Annotated in this window: 16 protein-coding genes; 4 read left to right on the top strand and 12 right to left on the bottom strand. The window is 59.4% G+C overall.

Annotation, left to right across the window (positions count from 1 at the left end):
• Window positions 1-39 precede the first annotated feature (39 nt).
• Window positions 40-1173, bottom strand: coding sequence for a Fic family protein (locus K426_RS05625; protein ID WP_066554843.1), 1134 nt, complete (start codon window positions 1171-1173; stop codon window positions 40-42).
• Window positions 1174-1669: 496 nt separating this feature from the next.
• Here K426_RS05625 and K426_RS05620 point away from each other — a divergent pair, with 496 nt between their 5' ends.
• From K426_RS05620 to K426_RS05610, 3 genes are all read left to right on the top strand, one after another.
• The gene (locus K426_RS05620; protein WP_197672763.1) at window positions 1670-2833 is read left to right on the top strand and encodes a Fic family protein; all 1164 of its coding nucleotides are present in this window, start codon (window positions 1670-1672) and stop codon (window positions 2831-2833) included.
• A 271-nt stretch (window positions 2834-3104) separates the two neighbouring features.
• Window positions 3105-3311: a hypothetical protein gene (locus K426_RS32085; RefSeq protein ID WP_066554839.1), complete on the top strand. Its 207-nt coding sequence runs from the start codon at window positions 3105-3107 to the stop codon at window positions 3309-3311.
• A gap of 98 nt (window positions 3312-3409) precedes the next feature.
• Window positions 3410-4960, top strand: a complete 1551-nt coding sequence (locus K426_RS05610; RefSeq protein ID WP_066554836.1) for a hypothetical protein — start codon at window positions 3410-3412, stop codon at window positions 4958-4960.
• Here K426_RS05610 and K426_RS05605 read toward each other — a convergent pair.
• The 5 genes from K426_RS05605 to K426_RS05585 all read right to left on the bottom strand — a co-directional run bounded on the left by K426_RS05605 (window position 4934) and on the right by K426_RS05585 (window position 9448).
• The gene (locus K426_RS05605) at window positions 4934-5659 is read right to left on the bottom strand and encodes a class I SAM-dependent methyltransferase (protein WP_066554832.1); all 726 of its coding nucleotides are present in this window, start codon (window positions 5657-5659) and stop codon (window positions 4934-4936) included. The two genes, K426_RS05610 and K426_RS05605, sit on opposite strands and share 27 nt — an antisense overlap.
• A complete protein-coding gene (locus K426_RS05600) occupies window positions 5632-6648 on the bottom strand; it encodes a glycosyltransferase family 2 protein (protein WP_066554831.1) in 1017 nt (338 codons plus the stop codon). Before K426_RS05600 ends, K426_RS05605 begins: the two co-directional genes overlap by 28 nt.
• Before the next feature lie 192 nt (window positions 6649-6840).
• Window positions 6841-8151, bottom strand: a complete 1311-nt coding sequence (locus tag K426_RS05595) for a hypothetical protein (protein WP_066554830.1) — start codon at window positions 8149-8151, stop codon at window positions 6841-6843.
• A gap of 356 nt (window positions 8152-8507) precedes the next feature.
• Window positions 8508-8798 (bottom strand): hypothetical protein, encoded by a 291-nt coding sequence (locus tag K426_RS05590; RefSeq protein WP_145907204.1) that lies wholly within the window; start codon window positions 8796-8798, stop codon window positions 8508-8510.
• On the bottom strand, window positions 8795-9448 hold the full coding sequence (locus tag K426_RS05585) for a hypothetical protein (protein ID WP_066554824.1): 654 nt from the start codon (window positions 9446-9448) through the stop codon (window positions 8795-8797). Before K426_RS05585 ends, K426_RS05590 begins: the two co-directional genes overlap by 4 nt.
• Before the next feature lie 311 nt (window positions 9449-9759).
• On the opposite strand from K426_RS05585, the gene K426_RS05580 reads away from it, so the two are divergent.
• Window positions 9760-11085, top strand: a complete 1326-nt coding sequence (locus tag K426_RS05580) for a hypothetical protein (protein WP_066554822.1) — start codon at window positions 9760-9762, stop codon at window positions 11083-11085.
• A 161-nt stretch (window positions 11086-11246) separates the two neighbouring features.
• Here K426_RS05580 and K426_RS05575 read toward each other — a convergent pair whose 3' ends face one another.
• The 6 genes from K426_RS05575 to K426_RS05550 all read right to left on the bottom strand — a co-directional run bounded on the left by K426_RS05575 (window position 11247) and on the right by K426_RS05550 (window position 17584).
• Complete coding sequence (locus tag K426_RS05575) at window positions 11247-12455, bottom strand: type II toxin-antitoxin system HipA family toxin (protein ID WP_066561400.1); 1209 nt, start codon at window positions 12453-12455, stop codon at window positions 11247-11249.
• A complete protein-coding gene (locus K426_RS05570; protein WP_066554821.1) occupies window positions 12448-13077 on the bottom strand; it encodes a helix-turn-helix domain-containing protein in 630 nt (209 codons plus the stop codon). The genes K426_RS05575 and K426_RS05570 overlap by 8 nt, the downstream gene beginning before the upstream one ends.
• A 401-nt stretch (window positions 13078-13478) precedes the next feature.
• A complete protein-coding gene (locus K426_RS05565) occupies window positions 13479-14075 on the bottom strand; it encodes a hypothetical protein (protein WP_065846398.1) in 597 nt (198 codons plus the stop codon).
• Window positions 14072-14596, bottom strand: a complete 525-nt coding sequence (locus K426_RS05560) for a hypothetical protein (protein ID WP_066554819.1) — start codon at window positions 14594-14596, stop codon at window positions 14072-14074. Before K426_RS05560 ends, K426_RS05565 begins: the two co-directional genes overlap by 4 nt.
• A gap of 211 nt (window positions 14597-14807) precedes the next feature.
• Window positions 14808-15341: a hypothetical protein gene (locus K426_RS05555; RefSeq protein ID WP_082748764.1), complete on the bottom strand. Its 534-nt coding sequence runs from the start codon at window positions 15339-15341 to the stop codon at window positions 14808-14810.
• Window positions 15342-15529: 188 nt separating this feature from the next.
• Window positions 15530-17584, bottom strand: coding sequence for a MobA/MobL family protein (locus K426_RS05550; RefSeq protein ID WP_082748447.1), 2055 nt, complete (start codon window positions 17582-17584; stop codon window positions 15530-15532).
• Between the last annotated feature and the right edge of the window lie 41 nt (window positions 17585-17625).

The following is a 17625-nucleotide window of genomic DNA, read 5'->3' as shown; positions in this document are numbered from 1 at the left end:
TCGACGCGACGATCAAGCAGGTATTGAGCTAGCAAAGCGTTACCCGCTCGCGCCTTCACTACCCTTTCTAGTGGCAATCGCGAGATGATAGCGGGCGTAGCGCCGCTCGCCGACCCGATTCAACGCGCCGAGTGTGACAAGTTCCGCCAGATCACGAGTTGCTGTCGCCGAGGCGGCATCGGTGATCGTGCGATAATTATGGGCGCTCAGCCCACCGACGAAGCCATCCGGCCCTTCCGCCATCATGCGGATCAGCGCCTTTTCCTGCCGTGCATTGATCCTGTCGCGCAGACGATCAAGCAGGCGGGTCTTTTCGATTAAGAACCGGATACTCTCAATGGTACGCGTCTGCGCCTCCAGCACGATGTCGGCAAACCAACCCATCCAAGCATCAATCTGGTTGGTCTGGCTGGCACGATGCAGTTGCGAATAATAGGCCTTCCTGTGGCGGTTGATGGTGGCCGCCAAGGCGGTGAGCGTCGGCGCCTCCAGACTTTGCGCCAAAGCCTTCTCCGCTATTGCGCGACCAAGTCGACCGTTGCCATCCTCGAAAGGGTGGATGGTCTCGAACCAGAGATGAGCTATTGCCGCCCGCGTGATCGCAGGCATGGGAGAGTTGCCCTGCGGCGCGCTATCGTTGAACCAAGCAATGAACGGTCCCATCTCTTCCCGCAGCCGGTCTGACGGCGGCGCCTCGAAGTGAACACGCGGCGCATGCAGCGCACCGGACACGATCTGCATGGGATCGGCATGGGTCCTATATGTGCCGATGTCGGCCAAATCGTAGCGACCATTCATCAGCATCTTGTGCCAGTTGAACAGAAGCCGGTCGGTCAACGGCTCCCCATAATGCCGATAGAGGTCAACCATCAACTCAGCCGCACCGGCCTCAGCGGGATTCGAACGACGCTTGTCAGCCGCGAAGCCAAGCTGGCGGGCAATGGAGGACTGGACGCTGTCGCGATCCAGAATCTCACCCTCAATGGCCGAACTATCGACCATTTCCTGCGAGATTAGCTCGATCACAATTTCTTGACGAGCCTCACGATCGAGATGATGCATCGATCCAACGACGATACCGGCGCTCTTGAGAAAGCGCGCCTCCGCCTCGCGCAAGCGGGTTTCATCGAAGCCGAATTGGGTCCAGTCAGGGAGCTGCCAGTTCCAGAGCATGATCGATGAAATGCCTTTCTATAAATCATGATATGCTTGATCTGTGATTTATGAAAGGGGTGGTTATCGATCATGACGCGTCGACCCCGCCTCGCTGCCCGCCTGCTCGAACGATATAACTGTCGCATAACCACCGCTTTTATTATAAGATAAGCGATGGCGTGGGAGTATCCCGCGATCTCCTGGCACGCCTCAACGGCCAAGTGGGCGACATTCTTTCGGTCGTCATCTCACTCCTGGGCATAGTGGAGTGCGGCCACATCCGATTTTAAGCGCAAATGGTCGCTGCTCGCGAAGTGACCCGGCTGGATTGACCGGCCAGTAGATCGGCCAAATGATCGGCCAAAAAGAGAGGATACAAGGCATTTACCCAAGGAAACTCGGGCTGTTGCCTTAATTTCGTGCACTTGCTAAGATCGGCCAAATGATCGCTCAACAGCCTGATGAAAGCCCTAGCCGCATTGAGCCTGCACGGATCGATACGTTAAATGGAGACTTGCCCGACCTGATTGCCGAGGTAGCGGCCAACGCAGAGCGCCTCGGGCGATCGCTCCATCCTACGACCGCTTCGAACCTAGCCGACCTCGTACGGCTGATGAACACCTATTACAGTAATCTGATCGAAGGCCACAACACACGTCCGCGCGATATCGAGCGAGCACTGGAGGGAGCAAGGGACGAAGGGCAGCGCGATCTCCAGCAGGAAGCCGTCGCCCACTATCGCCTGCAGGAACATATCGACCGGCAAGCGGCCACGGGCACTCTCCCCGACCCTGCCGATCCGGACTATATACGCGAACTACACCGGCAATTCTACGCGGATGCATCACCTGAGATACTGACCATACGCAATGGCGATCGATCCTTCATGATGACGCCCGGGGAATGGCGGGCGGGACCTGATCAGGATGTCGAGATCGGCCGACACCTGCCGCCGAGCAGCCGGTGCGTGCCCGCGTTCATGGATTATTTCAATCTGCGCTTCGCCTTTGAGCCTGCCCCTGGACGAGTTCTACAAGGCGTCGGTCCTGGAAAGGCGAAACGCGTCCTTGCCATGGCGACTGCGCATCATCGCTTCAACTGGATTCACCCTTTCCCCGATGGCAATGGCCGGGTCAGCCGCCTCATGAGCCACGCCATGGCCCATAAAGCTGGCATCGGCGCCCATGGTCTGTGGTCCATTTCTCGCGGACTGGCGCGTGGACTGGAGCCGGGGCTTGATGGGCGCAGCGAGTATAAAAGGCATATGGCCTGGGCGGACGAGGTCCGGCAGGGGGAGCGTGATGGTCGCGGGCATCTGTCGCTGAAGGGATTGGAGCTTTTCACGACCTGGTTCCTCAAAGTGTGCCTCGATCAGTTGGCCTATATGTCGAGCCTGTTCGAACTGGACGTGTTGGCCAAACGGCTCGATCGATATGTTGCGCTCAGCCCGACACTGCCAAAAGAGAGCAGCCGTCTTCTGCAGGAAGCGCTGATCCGCGGAGAATTTGACCGGGGTGAGGCGGAACGGATCACGCAATTGCCTGAACGTTCTGCCCGTCGGGTCCTCAAACAACTGACCGACGAGGGGCTGCTCGCCTCCGAGAAACCGAAGGGGCCGGTTTCCCTTCGCTTTCCGAGTGACACGTTAGAAACATTGTTCCCGCGCCTTTACATGTAAGGTTGCAGGATAAGAACGGTCGGCGTCCAATGAGTGACGGAATGGGCGGCCTATAGCGATAACCCATATCTGTGCCGCGAAGCAGCTGGGTTGGGCCATCATCGTCCACGATCAGCGCAGCTATGACGCAGTTCTGGAGAGCTTCTCAAGACCCCTGTTAGGCGCGATCGACGCCACCTCTGTCGCCGAATATCTCTATGACCGCGTAGTCGATACCGTCCGTAGGGACCTGCGCGAAGAACTGGCCTTCTCGGTTTTGTTTGACCGCGCCATGGAAGGTGTCCGCAAAATAGTCGATATGCCGGACCGCCGGGCTGCATTGCTGATCCGCCTGATGCTTCAGAACGGCGGACGTCTTTCCAACAGCAAGCGTGGTCAGTTCGACGAACTGACCGATCCCGAGATCGCCGGAATGGAACAGGTGGTGCAGCGGGCGGTGGCCGAAGCACCAGAAGATATTACCGGCATGAGAAAATAATTAGCATCCGCTAACTGATCGAATTTCGACACATCATCGACCTGCAGATCAAAAACCTCTAAGTTACACGCATGGGGGAAGCATCAATTGTAGCGCAAATGTCAGAGCAGTTCCGCAACGTTGATTCGGCTGCAGCGTTGCGAAGGTCATGGCGTGTCACACCTACCGAGCCCGGCTGCATATGGGCAATACTTATCGCCTGGTTTGGCTGCAGTCAGCTACTGCTCTGGCGTTTTCTCGATATCGTGCCTGTCTGGGCCTACGCCTTCGGCGGGTTGGTCATTGCAGCACTTTGCGTCGTCACCGTCAAAGTCACGAGAGATAGCTGCAGGATTAGCTGGGGCACGGTGCTGACCTGCATTCTGGTTGCGCTGTCGCTGCTGCTCTTGAGCGGCGAAGGTCGGTTCTTCTATGCCAATGTGGACTGGCAGGTGCGCTTTGCCGTGCTGCGGGATATGGGTATCAACCCTTGGCCGTTCATATATACGGCGCGCCCGGAGCCTGACTTGCTGCGCGCGCCGATCGGCATGTTCCTGGTGCCGGCGCTGGTCTTCAAGGTCTTTGGCTCCAGGGCGGCGGATATGGCACTGCTGGTGCAGAATGCGACGCTGATCGCACTCCTGCTCGCCCTCGCCAGCCAGCTGTTCGCCGATCGGCGATCACGCCTGATCGGTCTGACGATCTTTATCATTTTCTCCGGCATGGATGCGATCGGCGATCTGCTCATGCAGGGAATGCTCACCGGTCACATGGAAGATTGGGCTGAAATCCAATATTCCTCGACCATCACACTGCTTTTCTGGGTGCCGCAACACGCCATTGCCGGCTGGGTAGGCGCCGTCGGTTATATGCTGTGGCGCGAGGGCCGCGTACCTCTTGCCCCCTGGCTGGCGGTGCTGCCGCTGACGGCGGTCTGGTCGCCGTTAGGATTGATGGGAGCCATGCCCTTCGTTGCTTTGGCAGGCGTGCGGGCGCTGGTCACGCGTGCGCTTCGCCTGCGCGACTTTATAGCGCCGGCAGCTTCGCTTCTCCTCAGCCTTCCTTCGCTGATCTATCTGGGCGCCGCATCGGACGATGTCGGCTTTCATTTCCAGCCGATCCCATTCGTGCAATGGCTGCTGTTCCAATCCTTCGAGACGCTGCCTTACCTGATCCCTCTGGCCATCGCTGGACGATCGACGCGGTTCGGCCGGGAAAGTCTGTGGCTGATGTTTGCCTGGCTGATGATCATCCCCTTCGTGCAGATCGGTTGGTCCACCGATTTCATGATGCGCGGCTCGATCACGGCACTCGCGGTGCTTGCAGTGATGGTCAGCGACCATGTGGTGCAGCGGGGCGAGAGACGGCCCTGGTTCATGGTGGTGCTTGCCGTCGGCAGCCTGACCGGCTTTGCCGAAATCCGCCGCGCGCTGGTCTATCCCGCAGCACCTGAAGTGCGCTGCAGCTTCTTCAAAGCCTGGGACCAGCACTTCGCAGCCTTTCCCAAAGGATCCTATCTTGCCCCGGTGGACAAGGTTCCTGCACTTATCCGCCCTGTTGATCCGGCTCGTGCCGATGCACGCGAGCCGGCGCGTTGCTGGGATGGCTCGTGGAAACTCCCCTATGACCCGCGCAATGCTCCATCAGACAGAGAGAATGGCATAAAGTGATAGGCCCATGGGGAAAGGAACACGGCCAAGCAGGTGTCGTTCCGCCGCAAAGACCCGCTGAAGCGCGGCATTGACGAAAGGCGCGGGACGCGCATCGAGCGGTGTGTCACGCAGCAGCAGTTGGTGAGCGAAGCGCTGCGCCACCGCGAGCGGGAAGAGCAAGCTATTAAAGTAGCCAGAAACTTCGACCTTCAATCCCGCTGCACTAATAACCTCCAACAGACCGTCATGCGTATAGCGGCGCTTGTGGTGATGCAGCACGTCGTGATCCGACCAGAGCCAAGGCGCTGCCGGCACGGTCAGCAGCAGCCGTCCGCCCGGCGCCAGCCGGGCGCCTAAGGCGCGAACGGATGCTTCATCCTCATCGATATGTTCGAGCACGTCGAGCAGCGCGATCATATCATAACGGGTTTCGGCAAAGCCGATCGCGTCAGGCAAGGCGCCCGCCTCCACCCGGCAGAGACCGCGCGCAGTCGCCGAGGCGCGTGCATCCTCGTCATATTCCATGGCATCGAGCGCGCCATATTGGGCCAGCAGGGCGAGGTTGCCGCCGGTGCCGCAGCCCGCTTCAAGGATGCGAGCATCGGACGGCAGCGGCACATGGGCACGGACCAGGTGATCGATGATGGTGCGGCGAGCGACAAACCACCAATGATCATGCTCCTGCGCGCTCATGCTCGCATAGGCTGATCGGTCCATTCGTCCTCTTCCTTGCAATGGGACTGGGTAAGGGGCGACGCTGCCGCTTCGCTTTCGTCAGCCACGACATAGAGCGGGCGATGACGCACTTCCTGCGCGACGCGGCCCAGATATTCGCCAATAATGCCAAGGCTCATGAGGTTAAGGCCGCCCAACATCAGCACCGCAACCATGATAGAGGCATAGCCGGGCGTATCCACCCCGGTCAGCAGCGTGTGCACCACCAGGAAGGCGGCATAGGCAAAGGCCATAAGCGCGATCCCGCCGCCGATATAGGACCAGATGCGCAGCGGCATGGTGGTGGAGGCGGTTATCCCGTCGACGGCGAGCGACCAGAGCTTGCTGACGCGCCACTTGCTGCTTCCGGCTTCGCGCGGCGCACGCTCATAATCGATGGTGGCGACCCGAAACCCCACCCAGGAGAAGAGCCCTTTGGTGAAGCGCGCCTGCTCGCCAAGTTGTTTGATGACGTCCACGGCCTGGCGATCGAGCAGCCGGAAGTCGCCGACATTTTCCGGAATGGGATGATCGGAAAGGCGGTTGATCAGCCGATAGAAGCCATGGGCACTCCAGCGCTTGAACCAGTCGTCGCTCGACCGGTCGGCGCGCCGCGCATTGACCACCTTCGCCCCCGCCAGCCAGTGGCGCACCATCGAGATGATGACCTCAGGCGGGTCCTGAAGGTCCACGTCAATCGGGATGACGGCGTCCCCCCTCGCCCGGTCAATGCCGGCCGCGAGCGCCGCTTCCTTGCCGAAGTTGCGTGACAGGGTGACCAAACGGACATCGGGGTTAAAACGGGCAAGGATCGTCAATATGTCGCCGGTGCGGTCTGTACTGCCATCGTTGATGAAGAGAAACTCGGCGCGAGCGTCTGAACCGATGAGGTCGAGCGCTTCGGCGACCGCCGGACGCGCTGCGTCCAGGAAGAGCGAGATGCTTTCCTGTTCGTTGAAGACCGGAACGATGATCGACAGCGAAATGCGCATGGGCCTTGGCCTGATCCACCCGAAAATTGACACCATGCTATGGGCTGGAATGGTTAACGGATGGTGAGGCTCGCCGACTTAAAGGCTGCATTTACCCAAGGCTGGCATGAGAAGCCATGCCCTGCTTCCGAGCCAGCTTTCATCCTGTACCTGGTAGACGGGGGGTTTGTTGTCCAGCTTAGCGGACCTTGTCTATAATCGCCGTCGCCGCCCATCCTCGCCAACTTGCGTAAGAGTTGCGTGTAAAGGATGTTCGCATAAGCGTTCCAGTTCCTCCCAGAGGGAAGTGATACAAGACCGGACGGTGCTGAGGTAATCGGGATCGAAGATCGCATAGATGCTGGTTGTCCTTTTCAGCACGCGGTGCCCAAGGGCCATCTCGAGTTCGAAAAGGTCGACCCGGTTCTTGGTAATGATCGTCGCGACCGAATACCTGATGAGCTTTGGCCCCCATCCTGTCGGAATCCCCAAGTCCTGCGCCATGGCGCTCCAGGCCTTTTTGACAGACGTGACAGGTATCTGCTCAATCCATTCCCTCCCGTCCGAGCCACGTCGGGTAACCTCGCGGCACACCAGCTTACCATCGGTGGCCCGCAGCCAATGATCGAGCATCGGTGGGATAGGAAGCACCGATCGCCGCTTGCGCGTTTGGATCCGGCCTGCCGGATTCAAATCAAAGACCATGGCATCGGCATACCATTGGGATCGATCGCTCTGCACGGACATATCCATGATCGCGTCCGGTCTTGCCAACGTAGAGATCGCCCCGATGAGGTACCTCCTGAGCGGAACCAGGCGATCAGCATGTCCTGCGTATTTTCCCGCCCCCGTGGCGGTATAATCCAGCATCTTAGCTAGCATCTCAATCGAAAGCCTGTAGCTGCGCGGAGCAGTCACTTCGTCGCGGGTCAGATGCTTCAGCTGGGGTACGGCTGCCCGCCCCTTCACGGCTGCATAATTCAGCGCCGCCTTGAGCTGGATGACACTTTCTTCGACAGTTGATGCGGCCCGGGATCGGCTCGAAACCGTCCATTCCCCTGATAGGCCGCGTTTGCGCGTCAGGATGGGGTCTGCGACGCCCCACGAGCGGAAACGATCAATGACATCATCGTCAAGATCCATCGGAAGAATGGGGTCCCGCATGCGACCGTTTTCCACCTCATGATCCAGGAACCGCGAAAAAAGCTTCAGCCTCGCGCGAATGGCGTCGGAACTGACGCGCTTGCTACCCGTCGTCAGCCAATAATCTGTCAGGGCCTTGCTAACCGTATAAACCTCTACGGCAGCGGGCGACGACGGTTTCGTGGCTTCCAGAAAATGGCGATCCAGCGCCTCGCTGGCTAGCCGAACATCGCTCGTGCCTGTGCTCTTTCGTCGGATCCGACCTGCCTCTTTTTGGTACCAGCAGATGTATAGCTTGGAGCTTGCAAGCTTGCCCCCTTTCCCCCTGATGTAGTCGAGGTAATATCCGCCTCTGGCGTAGAGGCCGCCCTGGATCGCCATTGTGCATTTTCCTTTATTACTATGTTCCTAGCTGCTCCCAGCAATTCCAAAACACCGATGAGGGTGAGCACATCGAGATCCGCCGGACTGAGGTTGATTCCCCGCTGCGCCTGGACGGCGTTGGTGATTTTCCGATCTAACTTGATGATATCGGCGCTAACGCGGGCCACCTCGGGCTGCGTGCCTTCCAAAATCTGTCCATCGAAGAGCGAGATCTTTTCTCGCGAGCTGGCGTCGGCGGTGCCCGGCGACGTGATGATGGTACGTTGCATCCTGTGCATTTTTCGTGCTGTCCCTCAATATCTGCTGATTTCTTCATGGCGTAAGCTTTACCCTCACCGGAACGGGCGATTCGGTCAGATAGCTTTGGCGGGGTGCCAACTTGGGCAGATCAGAATCTGGAGTTCTTCAATATTGTCGGCAAGCAACTGCTCGAGCTCAGTCAGCCTGCGATGGAAGGCGCTCGCCTGTTCCAGCGCATCCGCTGTGGCTGCGCCGACGGTCACTGCCACAAAGGCTGACATGAGCTGACCATGCTCGCGTCGGAGGGTACGTAGCCTTGCGGCGCCGGCTGCAAGCAGCGCCGTCTCCGCGAAGTAAAGTTCCGCTGCTCCGGGTGCGTCCTTTTGATGATCCTGCATTTTCATTCACCGATTTCGGGCAGATCCGGAAGGGGTGGCGGCTCATGAAAGCGGGGATTGCCGCCCGCGGCTTTGATCCATTCAAAGGCGTCACCGCGTCGCGCAAACGCAGGCCGATCAATTTGCAGGAGTCGCGCAATCTCTCGGATGATATGTTCCTGTGCAGCCGTTGGCTTGCCGCTGCGCCATTGCTGGGCCGGATCCTTGCCTTTTTTAGAATTGAGGAAAGTCTGGGTCTCTGCGCGATAAAGGTCGGAGAGCCAGTGCCAGCGGCGCCATGCGCCCCATGCGCGGATCTGTTGGCCTGCCTCGGACGCAAACAGCTTCTTCAGAATGCCGTTCAGCGGAAGGTTCGGATGCTGCCGAGCAGTGGCAGCGACCAGCAGCACGCCACGGATGCCAAGGCAGTCGAGCCCGGTCAGCGCGACATCATCGAGGTCCAAGCCGCCGCCCGGTTCAAAAGCACTACCGACGCGATAGCAGCGACGATCGCGCTCATGGTAGGCTGCCCGCCGAAAGGCCCAAGTCTGCGCCTCCCTAATTTCATCATCGAGAAGGCTGACCCGTGCCTCCTCGGCGATGCGTACTTCACCCGAAGTTTTGAGGAGCGCGCCCATTTTTTCGCGCAGATCGGCTGTGAGTTCGTCGGTCGTCATGGCCGCATCATCGCAGGTTGGTCAGCACGATTCGGTCAGTCAGCTTTGAGACCTTTTAAAAAATTTTCGGCCATTCAAAAAACCGCTTGATCTAATCTCTACATGGTCCAAGCTTATAGACGTCGAGAGCAAGTATCTCGGCTGATGTGCTCCCCCCCGAGTGTATCTTTACACCTCGGCTGATGTGCTTCCCCCCGAGCGCATCTTCACATCTCATTTGATGCGCTTGTCTCCTCAAGTGCAGCGTTTGTTGGGCAAAGCACGGCGATCCTTTTTCAATTTGGAGGACCGTCCATTTTTTGGGGACTATTATGACTAAATATCATCATGACTTCGCAGCTGTCGCTGACGAAATTCTCGCGTACGAAGTTGGACACAAGATCGCGCCTTATATGGCCGAAGCGCTGGGCCAGGGCTTCGAAATCCCTGCCTCCGCGCCGAACATCACCGAGGCCACCAAGGTGCATTTGGTTAATCAGCGTCACATCTTCGACTGCCGCAACCTCGGTCGCAGCCCTGCATCTCTCGCGGCGACGCTAACCAAGCGGACCGGGGGCAAGGGTCGCGTCGCTCGGCGCATGCGCGATGTCTTGGATCTCGGCTGCCCGCACGAACTTGCCGTGGATCTCGCGGAGATTGGCAACACAGACCGTGAATTTCTTCTTCTCGCCATGCAAGGGCGCCTCGCCAGCGCTTCGATCGCGATCCCGACGACTGGGATCGGCGAACTGTCGGCCGAGGCAGTCCTGGACGTGCTGGAATTGCTCGCTCGCTACCATCTGCTTGCCAACCTTATCCGGGCTGGTGAAGACGGGTTTCGGCGCGTTTTCGAGCCGACGGGGCACGATGGTCTCGATTACAACAATGGTAAGATTACGTCGGAGGCATCCGGTGCGCGTTATCTCACCACCGAGGCCAGCCGGGCGCTTTCAGCATTGGATCTCTATAAGACCGCTCAACATCGTAACCTGACTGAAGACGAGTTGGGGCAATTGGAGGCCCACCCGGAAGTAGGAGTGGCTCGCATAGATGAGGCGCGGATTTTCAATGCCCTCGGCGATGAATACGCAAATATCTATATTGACCTGTTGGCCAACCGGGCACGCCTCTGGACACGACACATCAAGCGCCATGCTGGACAGTTCGCCCGGCAGCGGGATGCGTATCGCAGGCCGCTGCACCGCCTGCATGGTCCCGACGCGCTGACAATTCTCTGGCTCGCCGTGACGCAAGCGGTGGCGTGGGCCAGTTGTGCTCGCGATCCGGTCGCTCCGCTCCGCCGTGCTTTGGAGGAGGCTCGCCAATCCCGGCCTATCCTTCAGCCTACTTCACACGAACAGGATGTTGGCGATATTCGATCCCTGTTTTTCCTGCTGCGCAACTATTTCGTGGCCGATCCCCGCTCACCGGCGGCGAGCAAGTTCAATAAGGACGCCGGAAAGAGCTTCGACGAGTTCACCGACATTCTTTGGGAGCTTGAGGCTGGCAAGCCTGCTGGTGCGGAGCCATTTTCGCATGCGGCTTCCACTTCAGCGTCGGTTCTGCTCGCGCAAATGAAGGACGACCCGGATCGCCCGGAACACGTCCGCATTCGTGGCGAGATGGCGGGAAGCATCCTCATCCAGCTTAGCGTCTGATCGTCACCCGCGGGACAGCGTCATTTGTTCGCATGAGCGCGGATGAAACAATGGCCTGTGAAGCGCAGCCAGTAGGGCGTAGCGGAGCAGGCCAGATCGCTTTAGTCAGCATAATGGCGGTTCGTCGCCCTCTCCAATATCCAAAAGCGATGTGACCACCGTCAAATGGCCAGGCCACCGCGATGCTTTTCTATAGCTTCGATCAGCTTGGTCGGCAGCGGCAGTTTCGTTTTCTCTTCGGACCAGGCGGTGTCGAACCTCTCTACTGTTTCGCGCGCAGCCTTGAGGACAGGCCGCGTCGCGATGCGCGCCTTATCAGCGAGGCGGATAAGGGTGCCTTCGTTGAACTCGCCCCATTCCTTGGACCGCCGGAATTTCAGCGCCGCCTGATCACCCGGTAGATAGGCGATGGTCGACAGTAGATCATAGGCCGGTGAGAGAATGGGACTCCTGCCATCGGGATAGATGAGCGACCAGTTTTTCAGATGCATGTCGCCATTGCCGACTAGCACGCTGAACGTCAGCCGACGAATGAACTGGTCGATACTCCGGTCATCAGTCGCGTCGGCGAGCACCGCGAGGATGTTGCGGTAGCTGGCGGTTTCATATTTGTCGTCCGGATAGACACGAAACACCTGGGCGAAATCTTCGATGTGGATGCGCCCCTGCGGAGACCGATCGAACCGGCGGATAGCGAAAACGCTATCGCCCAGTTGCTCGACGCCCGCCGGTAGGCCTTCGACCCTGTCGATGGGGAGCAATTCGATCTCGGGCACGTCAATGCCGACTAATCTCGCCAACGTCATAATCGAGAATTCGTTCTCGGGAAGGTTGGCAAAATTCGTTGAAGGGAGCTTGACGATCCATTCTCCGCTCTCACCCTCGACGGGAAGGGTCAGCCCGCCCTTCTTGCCCTGATTCTTAAGTGCGGAGAATTTGAGCTGCACCCCGGCAAGCGAAAAGCGCAATCGCGGCGGAAGCGCCGCGGCCACCTCGGAAACCTGAGCTAGGTCCGCCGACGCCACCTCGCTCGGCATCGCTCGCACGGCGCCCGGTAAATCGCCACCTAAGGCTGCGAGGAGCTGGAACTCGCGCAATGCCTTCACACCGACGCGCCGCGCAAGATATTCCTTGAGCGCGCCTTCGGGCAGAAGGTTGGAGAAGAACGGCTCGAGCCGGACGCGATGCGCCCGAGGCTCGTCAATCAGGGCTCCATACGTGTCGCGATAGCCGAGGCTGAGCGTCGCCCGATCCGGATCGGCGGCGTAATCGTCGGCGAAACTGAAGATGGCGCGATCGCCGTCGAGCGCGACAATGGTGCCGATCTTGCGATCGGCGAGATAGATGTCGAGCACGCGTGTCTCAGTCATCATCATCCTCATCTAGGCGATAGGCCGGGAGCGCTGACCTTGACGCGGGTCGCGGCAGCGCACTGACCTGCGCGTTGCGTAAAGCCCGCAAACTCCGGTTCACTCGATCGAGCAGTTTCCCCAATTTAGCGTCGTCCGGGCCAGCCGAGGCGAGTTGCTGCCTGATCTGTTCCACCGGCGCAAGCGCGCGCTGCAGCGCCTTAAGCGTCTCGGCATCATAGGGCATGAGCTTCAGTTCCCTGCTCGTCGATAGTAGCTTCTCCACGAGGGTTAAACTGGGATTGGCAGCGCGAATCTGCTCCAGCGCCCGCTCATGCTGGGCAAGCGTCGCCAGCGCGCGGCGTTCCGCCCCGACGCTAGCTTCGCTTTCAACGGCCCGTACAGCGCCTTCAACCGCAGGTAGGGCCTGACGCGGTAGCAACAGGACTTCGAGATCGAGTGCGCGTGCGAGCTCAACCAGACTCGACAGCCGGATATCGACCCGACCTTGCTCGATTTTGGAGATGTGCGCCTGGGGGACGCCGGTTCGCTCCGCCACAGCGCGCTGGCTGAGGCCCTTGCGCCTACGCGCATCGAGCACCTTTTGCCCAAACTCCTCAAGAATCATAGAGTTGATGTCCATTTCTATATCATTTACTCAGAATAATAATCTTATATACATCATCCTCGCTCTATTTTTCAACATTTGATATTTAATAACGCTTCAAATTACGTCCTAAAAGCATAGTCATACATCATCCAACGCCCTACCGCTGAGGCCAGGGGAAGCCTCCGAAAGACCTGACCCCGACACGCGCAATGGCGACCCGATGGGCGCATGGGAGCACGTGGTGCTCGTGCTCATAGCCGGGTGGACCCGCTGTCGCCTGAACGGGCCATTGGCCAATTTCCAGCGTCGCCGCATCATAGCGGGCGTTTAACCCGCAAATGTCCGATTGGAGATAATGCGGGTTAAAGCGCACCGCCTGACTGCCACTATACCGCCAGGCGGCTGAACGACTCTGGCAGTCTGCTGCGCGATAGCTATGTTGGACGTGTCTTCATTGCTTGGAATGCCATCCAATTGGTGAGTCCATCCTTGAACCCCGAGTCTGAGCAGGTCGCTCTCGCATGAAATCCGAATCCATCGGGGCCTAACCGGCGTGCGGGCAGCAGGATGTGAACATGGCTAGCATTGGCGGATCCGGCGCGGAAAGGCATGTGCAACACCAACAGGGCAGCAAGCTGCAACTCCCGCACGAAATAGCCCATCACCCATTCGCGAACCTCCTCCCAACTGGCGTGGACCGGGCGGTCGGCCGGAAGATCGACCGTATATTGGACATAGGCATTGCGCTCGATGAGGGGCTGCGTCGCATCATAGCGCGTAAGCAGGTAATCGAGGTCCGCATATTCTCCAGCGGCTGTTGCAGGCAGCAACAGGTCGTGGCGCGCAGCAGGGTGACCCGCGGGCTGGAGCTTCGCCAGGACGGCCGTCTTGATCCCACATTTCAGATTATTCTCCTTCCAGAAATAGCGCGCATACCGAAATCCGGGATGATCGCTCGCATCGGCGACATAGCGCGACAGGGCTTCTGGCTCAGGCTTCGTCACTACCTTCGTTTTGGCCTTCGGACTCATGCCCGGACCTCCATTCGCGCGTCCCAAGGGCAAGCAGTGGCCAGCCCCACTTCGCGCTGCCGAGCGTTTGCATAGGGTGGATGATCGGTAAGAAGGAGACCATATCGACTGGCCTTCACATAGCGGCTGCCATCATCGACACGCGGAACGAACCAGAATTCTCCGTCGGCCGACCAACCGCGATAGTGGCTGAGCCACGCACTACCGCTGTGCATGCAGATGTCAAAAGTCAGCTGGTAAGCATCAAAACGAAGCAGCAGAATATCCAGGCCCTGCCGCATGCAGATCTCCTCCGCCAAATCCCAGCCGAGCGGCCGGAACTGCGATGTGCACATGACGAGCAGGTTCCGCTCCATGAGCAGGATTCCTCCTTCTGCACCCGGAATCCTGTGGTGCGGCTCGAAATCAATCAACCCGCCGATCTGATGCGCGACCGCAAACAAGCGGCGGCGCACCGCTTCGCGGACGAACGGAAGGGTTGTCGCGTCCCGTGCAGGACGCGACATGATGGGCATGTTCATTTGATGTGGACCTTATTTCAGCAGGGGGCATGGCCGCCGAGCCGGTCCCACGCCTTTCCCCTATTTCATTTCACAGTGCTCAGCTGTCTGAACTTCCTGTCTTCTTAACGCTGCCGCCGACAGGAGCCGCCCAGCCGCTGACCATCAAAGCGATCGCAGGCACGCTGCCTCCCGTTGGTTGGCAAGCGCTGCGCAAATTCGCAGGCCATGCTCATACTAGGTGCCCCCCCGCTATCGCCTTCCACCGGATACCGCCCACCAGCAGACCGAGATCGCGCGTCTCGAGATCGCTAAAGGGTCGTTGTTCATCTGGAGTCATCCGCTTCAGGCTTAGGTCGAAGCAGGATGGATCCAGATCCCTGTCGGCAGGATCGGGGATCAGCCAAGTTGGACCATCCACGCCAGCGGCCCACAGCCGCAAGCCCCGATAGACGTGCGTCTCGCCGCTGCGGCAGAGGATCGCAGACACCCGGAAGTCTGATCCGGATGCCATCCAGGCGGGCTCCACCAGCAGCACGTCCAGCCGCGTCTCGCGTGCCACCGCAAGAAGCCTGCCGAGCGACACGTTCCGGCGCCAGTGCGCCAGCACAAGGTCAACCGTCCGACAGTAAACAAATCCTGCGAGCACCGGCGGCAGCATAATGGGACATGGCTCCGTCTGCCAGCTCGCGACGGTAGCAAGGGCGATCGCGCCCTCCTTCGCCTGCGCTTCGCGTTGGCGGTCTTCTTCGTTGAGGTAGATCATGCAGTTAGTACTCATTGGTCGGCACAGGGTCGGCTGCGATCCCGGTGCTCGGGAGATGTCTTTCACTTTCCAGCGTCAGCCACTTCCCTCATCCAAGCTCCAATAAGTCAGTGCTGCTCATCGGGCCGATGGCAGCGAATTCCGACTGTTCATGGTGATCGGCGCAAATAGCCCTCGCCCTTTGTTGGTCATTCTCGCCCTCTCTCCGCGCGTCCTAGCGGCGTCTGCGGGGTATCGACGCCGACCGGGTTCAAGGCGTAAGACGTCTGGAACGGCTGCGCGATTGGCGAGAGTAGACCGTTGGTCTCCTGTGCCAGGAGTGCCAGCGCGGCTGATCCCGCCTTCATGTCGAAGAGCTTGCCTGCTAAATCGATCAGTTCAGGATCGCGGGCCTGCACATAGAGTTTCCCGCTATTAATGAAGAGGGCTAGCCTGCCATCGATGAGAGGCTCCTCCAGAAGGGCGATCAGTGGTCGTAGCGGCGCCCTGTCTGTTTCGCTGACACGCCCCGCGCCGGCAGCACCACAGATCCGTGCCACGGCGGCTCCTACTTTTTTAGCGCGTTGCTGGCGTTTTTGCTTCTCGACCCGCTTCCGTTCTTGCAGCTCAAGAACACGACGTTCCGCCGCCGACCTTTGCGCCACGACCAACGCGATCACATCAGGATCATGCTGATTACATTCGAAGAATGATTTGGCGGCCTTGTCGATCAGTGCCTGGTCGGAAAAATCGGCTTCGAGTGCCCGGCCGAAGGGCTCTGACTGCGTCAGGCGCTTACGCAGTGCGTCGATCGCAACGGCCCATTCTTCTTCGAGCCTCGCTTGGACGCGCTGGTCCATCTGCGCCGGTCGCAAGCGATCGATTACGGCCTTTTCGTGGAGATAGCGCGTGGGCGAACCTAGAACGATGCGCCCATTCTGCCGTTCGAGCGGCGGCCATCGCATTTCCGAGAGGCGGGCAAGTAATATGTCAAGGTCCGGCGGGACAGGAGCGGGAACCGGTGATGTCTGCTGCGGTGCCATATTGGACCTGACCGGCGGTGATGCCGGCGGTTGCACGCGCGCAACCGGCGAGATCGTGACTGCAGCGCAAACTGTCGTAGCAGCGGGGGCAGCGTGAACTTTGGCGCGCATGGCTTCGAGTTCAGCGTTGCGGTCAACCTGCGGCGCCACCAGGGCGGCGATCAGTTCCTCCTGTACCACGCCGAGGGCGTTAATCCGTTCCTCGCGATAGGCTTTCTCACCGGCCATCAAGTCTATCCGCTCCTGTCGGCGCTCGCGATGCTTGCGGCCAGGTGACGACTTGCCTTCGCTTTTGGGTCGGACGAGCAGTCCGCGTTCCTGATTGCTCAGAGCAGTGAAACGGCGCTCATGGCCGGCTTCGATCATCGCAGCATTCATCAGCGCCGCGATCTCCAAGCGCATCGCTTTGATGAACTCTTTGTCGTTGAGGTCGGCCGCCGTGCCGACGCCGAAGGCGAAACCCCCATCGGCCTCGGCGCGAAAGGGCCGTAGGCTCAACATTATGTGCGCGTGATTGTTGCGCTGATCCCCATCCGGGTCAGGCGCATGCAGCACCGCGGCATGCGGCAGCTTTTCGCGCTCGAATATCGCGCAAATATTCGAGAGAAGGACTTGTCGCTCGGCGGATGTCAGCTCGTTTGGTAGGCTGAGCACGATTGACACATAGACGTTAGCATTCGTGCGGCCGTGGCTTTCCAACTCTTCAAGGGCGTCAAAGACGCTGGCGAGCGTGTCTGGGTCGGTGGAGATGTTGCTAACGAGGCCCCCGCCGTCGATCTCGCGCGCCTGTTCACGAAGGATATAACGCAGATGCCGGACTGCCTCGCCCCGGCGATAGCGGTGGGAACCGTGCTTGCGCCGGTTGCCGAGGCCGCGCGAGGTCCATTTGAAATGGAATGACGATAGCCCGTCGCTACCGCGATGGGACCGCTTTGCCACGATCAGCCCGGACATGATCTCGATACGCCGGCAGCGTCGCCCACCATCGCGGTATCCACTCAGCGATCGTGGATGGACCTGGATCCAGGTCGGCGTCATGCCAGCCTCGCGCATCTGGCGGCGAATGGCAGTGCCGACCTTGCGCGCATTGCGCTCTGCCTGAAGTCGCTCATATTCGAGCACCGATGCCTTCTTGCGGCTTTGGCGTTCGAGCGCGAGTGCCTCACGCAAGGCATGCATATCAGCGGATCTGCCTCCGATCGTCCAAGCATGACCTGTCACCTACCCCACCCCTTCTCTCGGAAAGTTATGGGCCACACCGT

Origin of the sequence: Sphingobium sp. TKS (genome assembly GCF_001563265.1) — a bacterium.
GTDB lineage: Bacteria > Pseudomonadota > Alphaproteobacteria > Sphingomonadales > Sphingomonadaceae > Sphingobium.
This window is presented reverse-complemented; position numbering and strand designations above follow the sequence as displayed.

What these genes read in the sequence shown, in the direction of transcription:
- K426_RS05565 (WP_065846398.1), bottom strand. Translation starts at nt 14,075, where the DNA reads ATGAGTCCGAAGGCCAAAACGAAGGTAGTGACGAAGCCTGAGCCAGAA.
- K426_RS05595 (WP_066554830.1), bottom strand. Translation starts at nt 8,151, where the DNA reads ATGGCGATCCAGGGCGGCCTCTACGCCAGAGGCGGATATTACCTCGAC.
- K426_RS05600 (WP_066554831.1), bottom strand. Translation starts at nt 6,648, where the DNA reads ATGCGCATTTCGCTGTCGATCATCGTTCCGGTCTTCAACGAACAGGAA.
- K426_RS05560 (WP_066554819.1), bottom strand. Translation starts at nt 14,596, where the DNA reads ATGAACATGCCCATCATGTCGCGTCCTGCACGGGACGCGACAACCCTT.
- K426_RS05605 (WP_066554832.1), bottom strand. Translation starts at nt 5,659, where the DNA reads ATGGACCGATCAGCCTATGCGAGCATGAGCGCGCAGGAGCATGATCAT.
- K426_RS32085 (WP_066554839.1), top strand. Translation starts at nt 3,105, where the DNA reads ATGGAAGGTGTCCGCAAAATAGTCGATATGCCGGACCGCCGGGCTGCA.
- K426_RS05625 (WP_066554843.1), bottom strand. Translation starts at nt 1,173, where the DNA reads ATGCTCTGGAACTGGCAGCTCCCTGACTGGACCCAATTCGGCTTCGAT.
- K426_RS05610 (WP_066554836.1), top strand. Translation starts at nt 3,410, where the DNA reads ATGTCAGAGCAGTTCCGCAACGTTGATTCGGCTGCAGCGTTGCGAAGG.
- K426_RS05580 (WP_066554822.1), top strand. Translation starts at nt 9,760, where the DNA reads ATGACTAAATATCATCATGACTTCGCAGCTGTCGCTGACGAAATTCTC.
- K426_RS05585 (WP_066554824.1), bottom strand. Translation starts at nt 9,448, where the DNA reads ATGACGACCGACGAACTCACAGCCGATCTGCGCGAAAAAATGGGCGCG.
- K426_RS05570 (WP_066554821.1), bottom strand. Translation starts at nt 13,077, where the DNA reads ATGGACATCAACTCTATGATTCTTGAGGAGTTTGGGCAAAAGGTGCTC.
- K426_RS05590 (WP_145907204.1), bottom strand. Translation starts at nt 8,798, where the DNA reads ATGAAAATGCAGGATCATCAAAAGGACGCACCCGGAGCAGCGGAACTT.
- K426_RS05575 (WP_066561400.1), bottom strand. Translation starts at nt 12,455, where the DNA reads ATGACTGAGACACGCGTGCTCGACATCTATCTCGCCGATCGCAAGATC.
- K426_RS05555 (WP_082748764.1), bottom strand. Translation starts at nt 15,341, where the DNA reads ATGATCTACCTCAACGAAGAAGACCGCCAACGCGAAGCGCAGGCGAAG.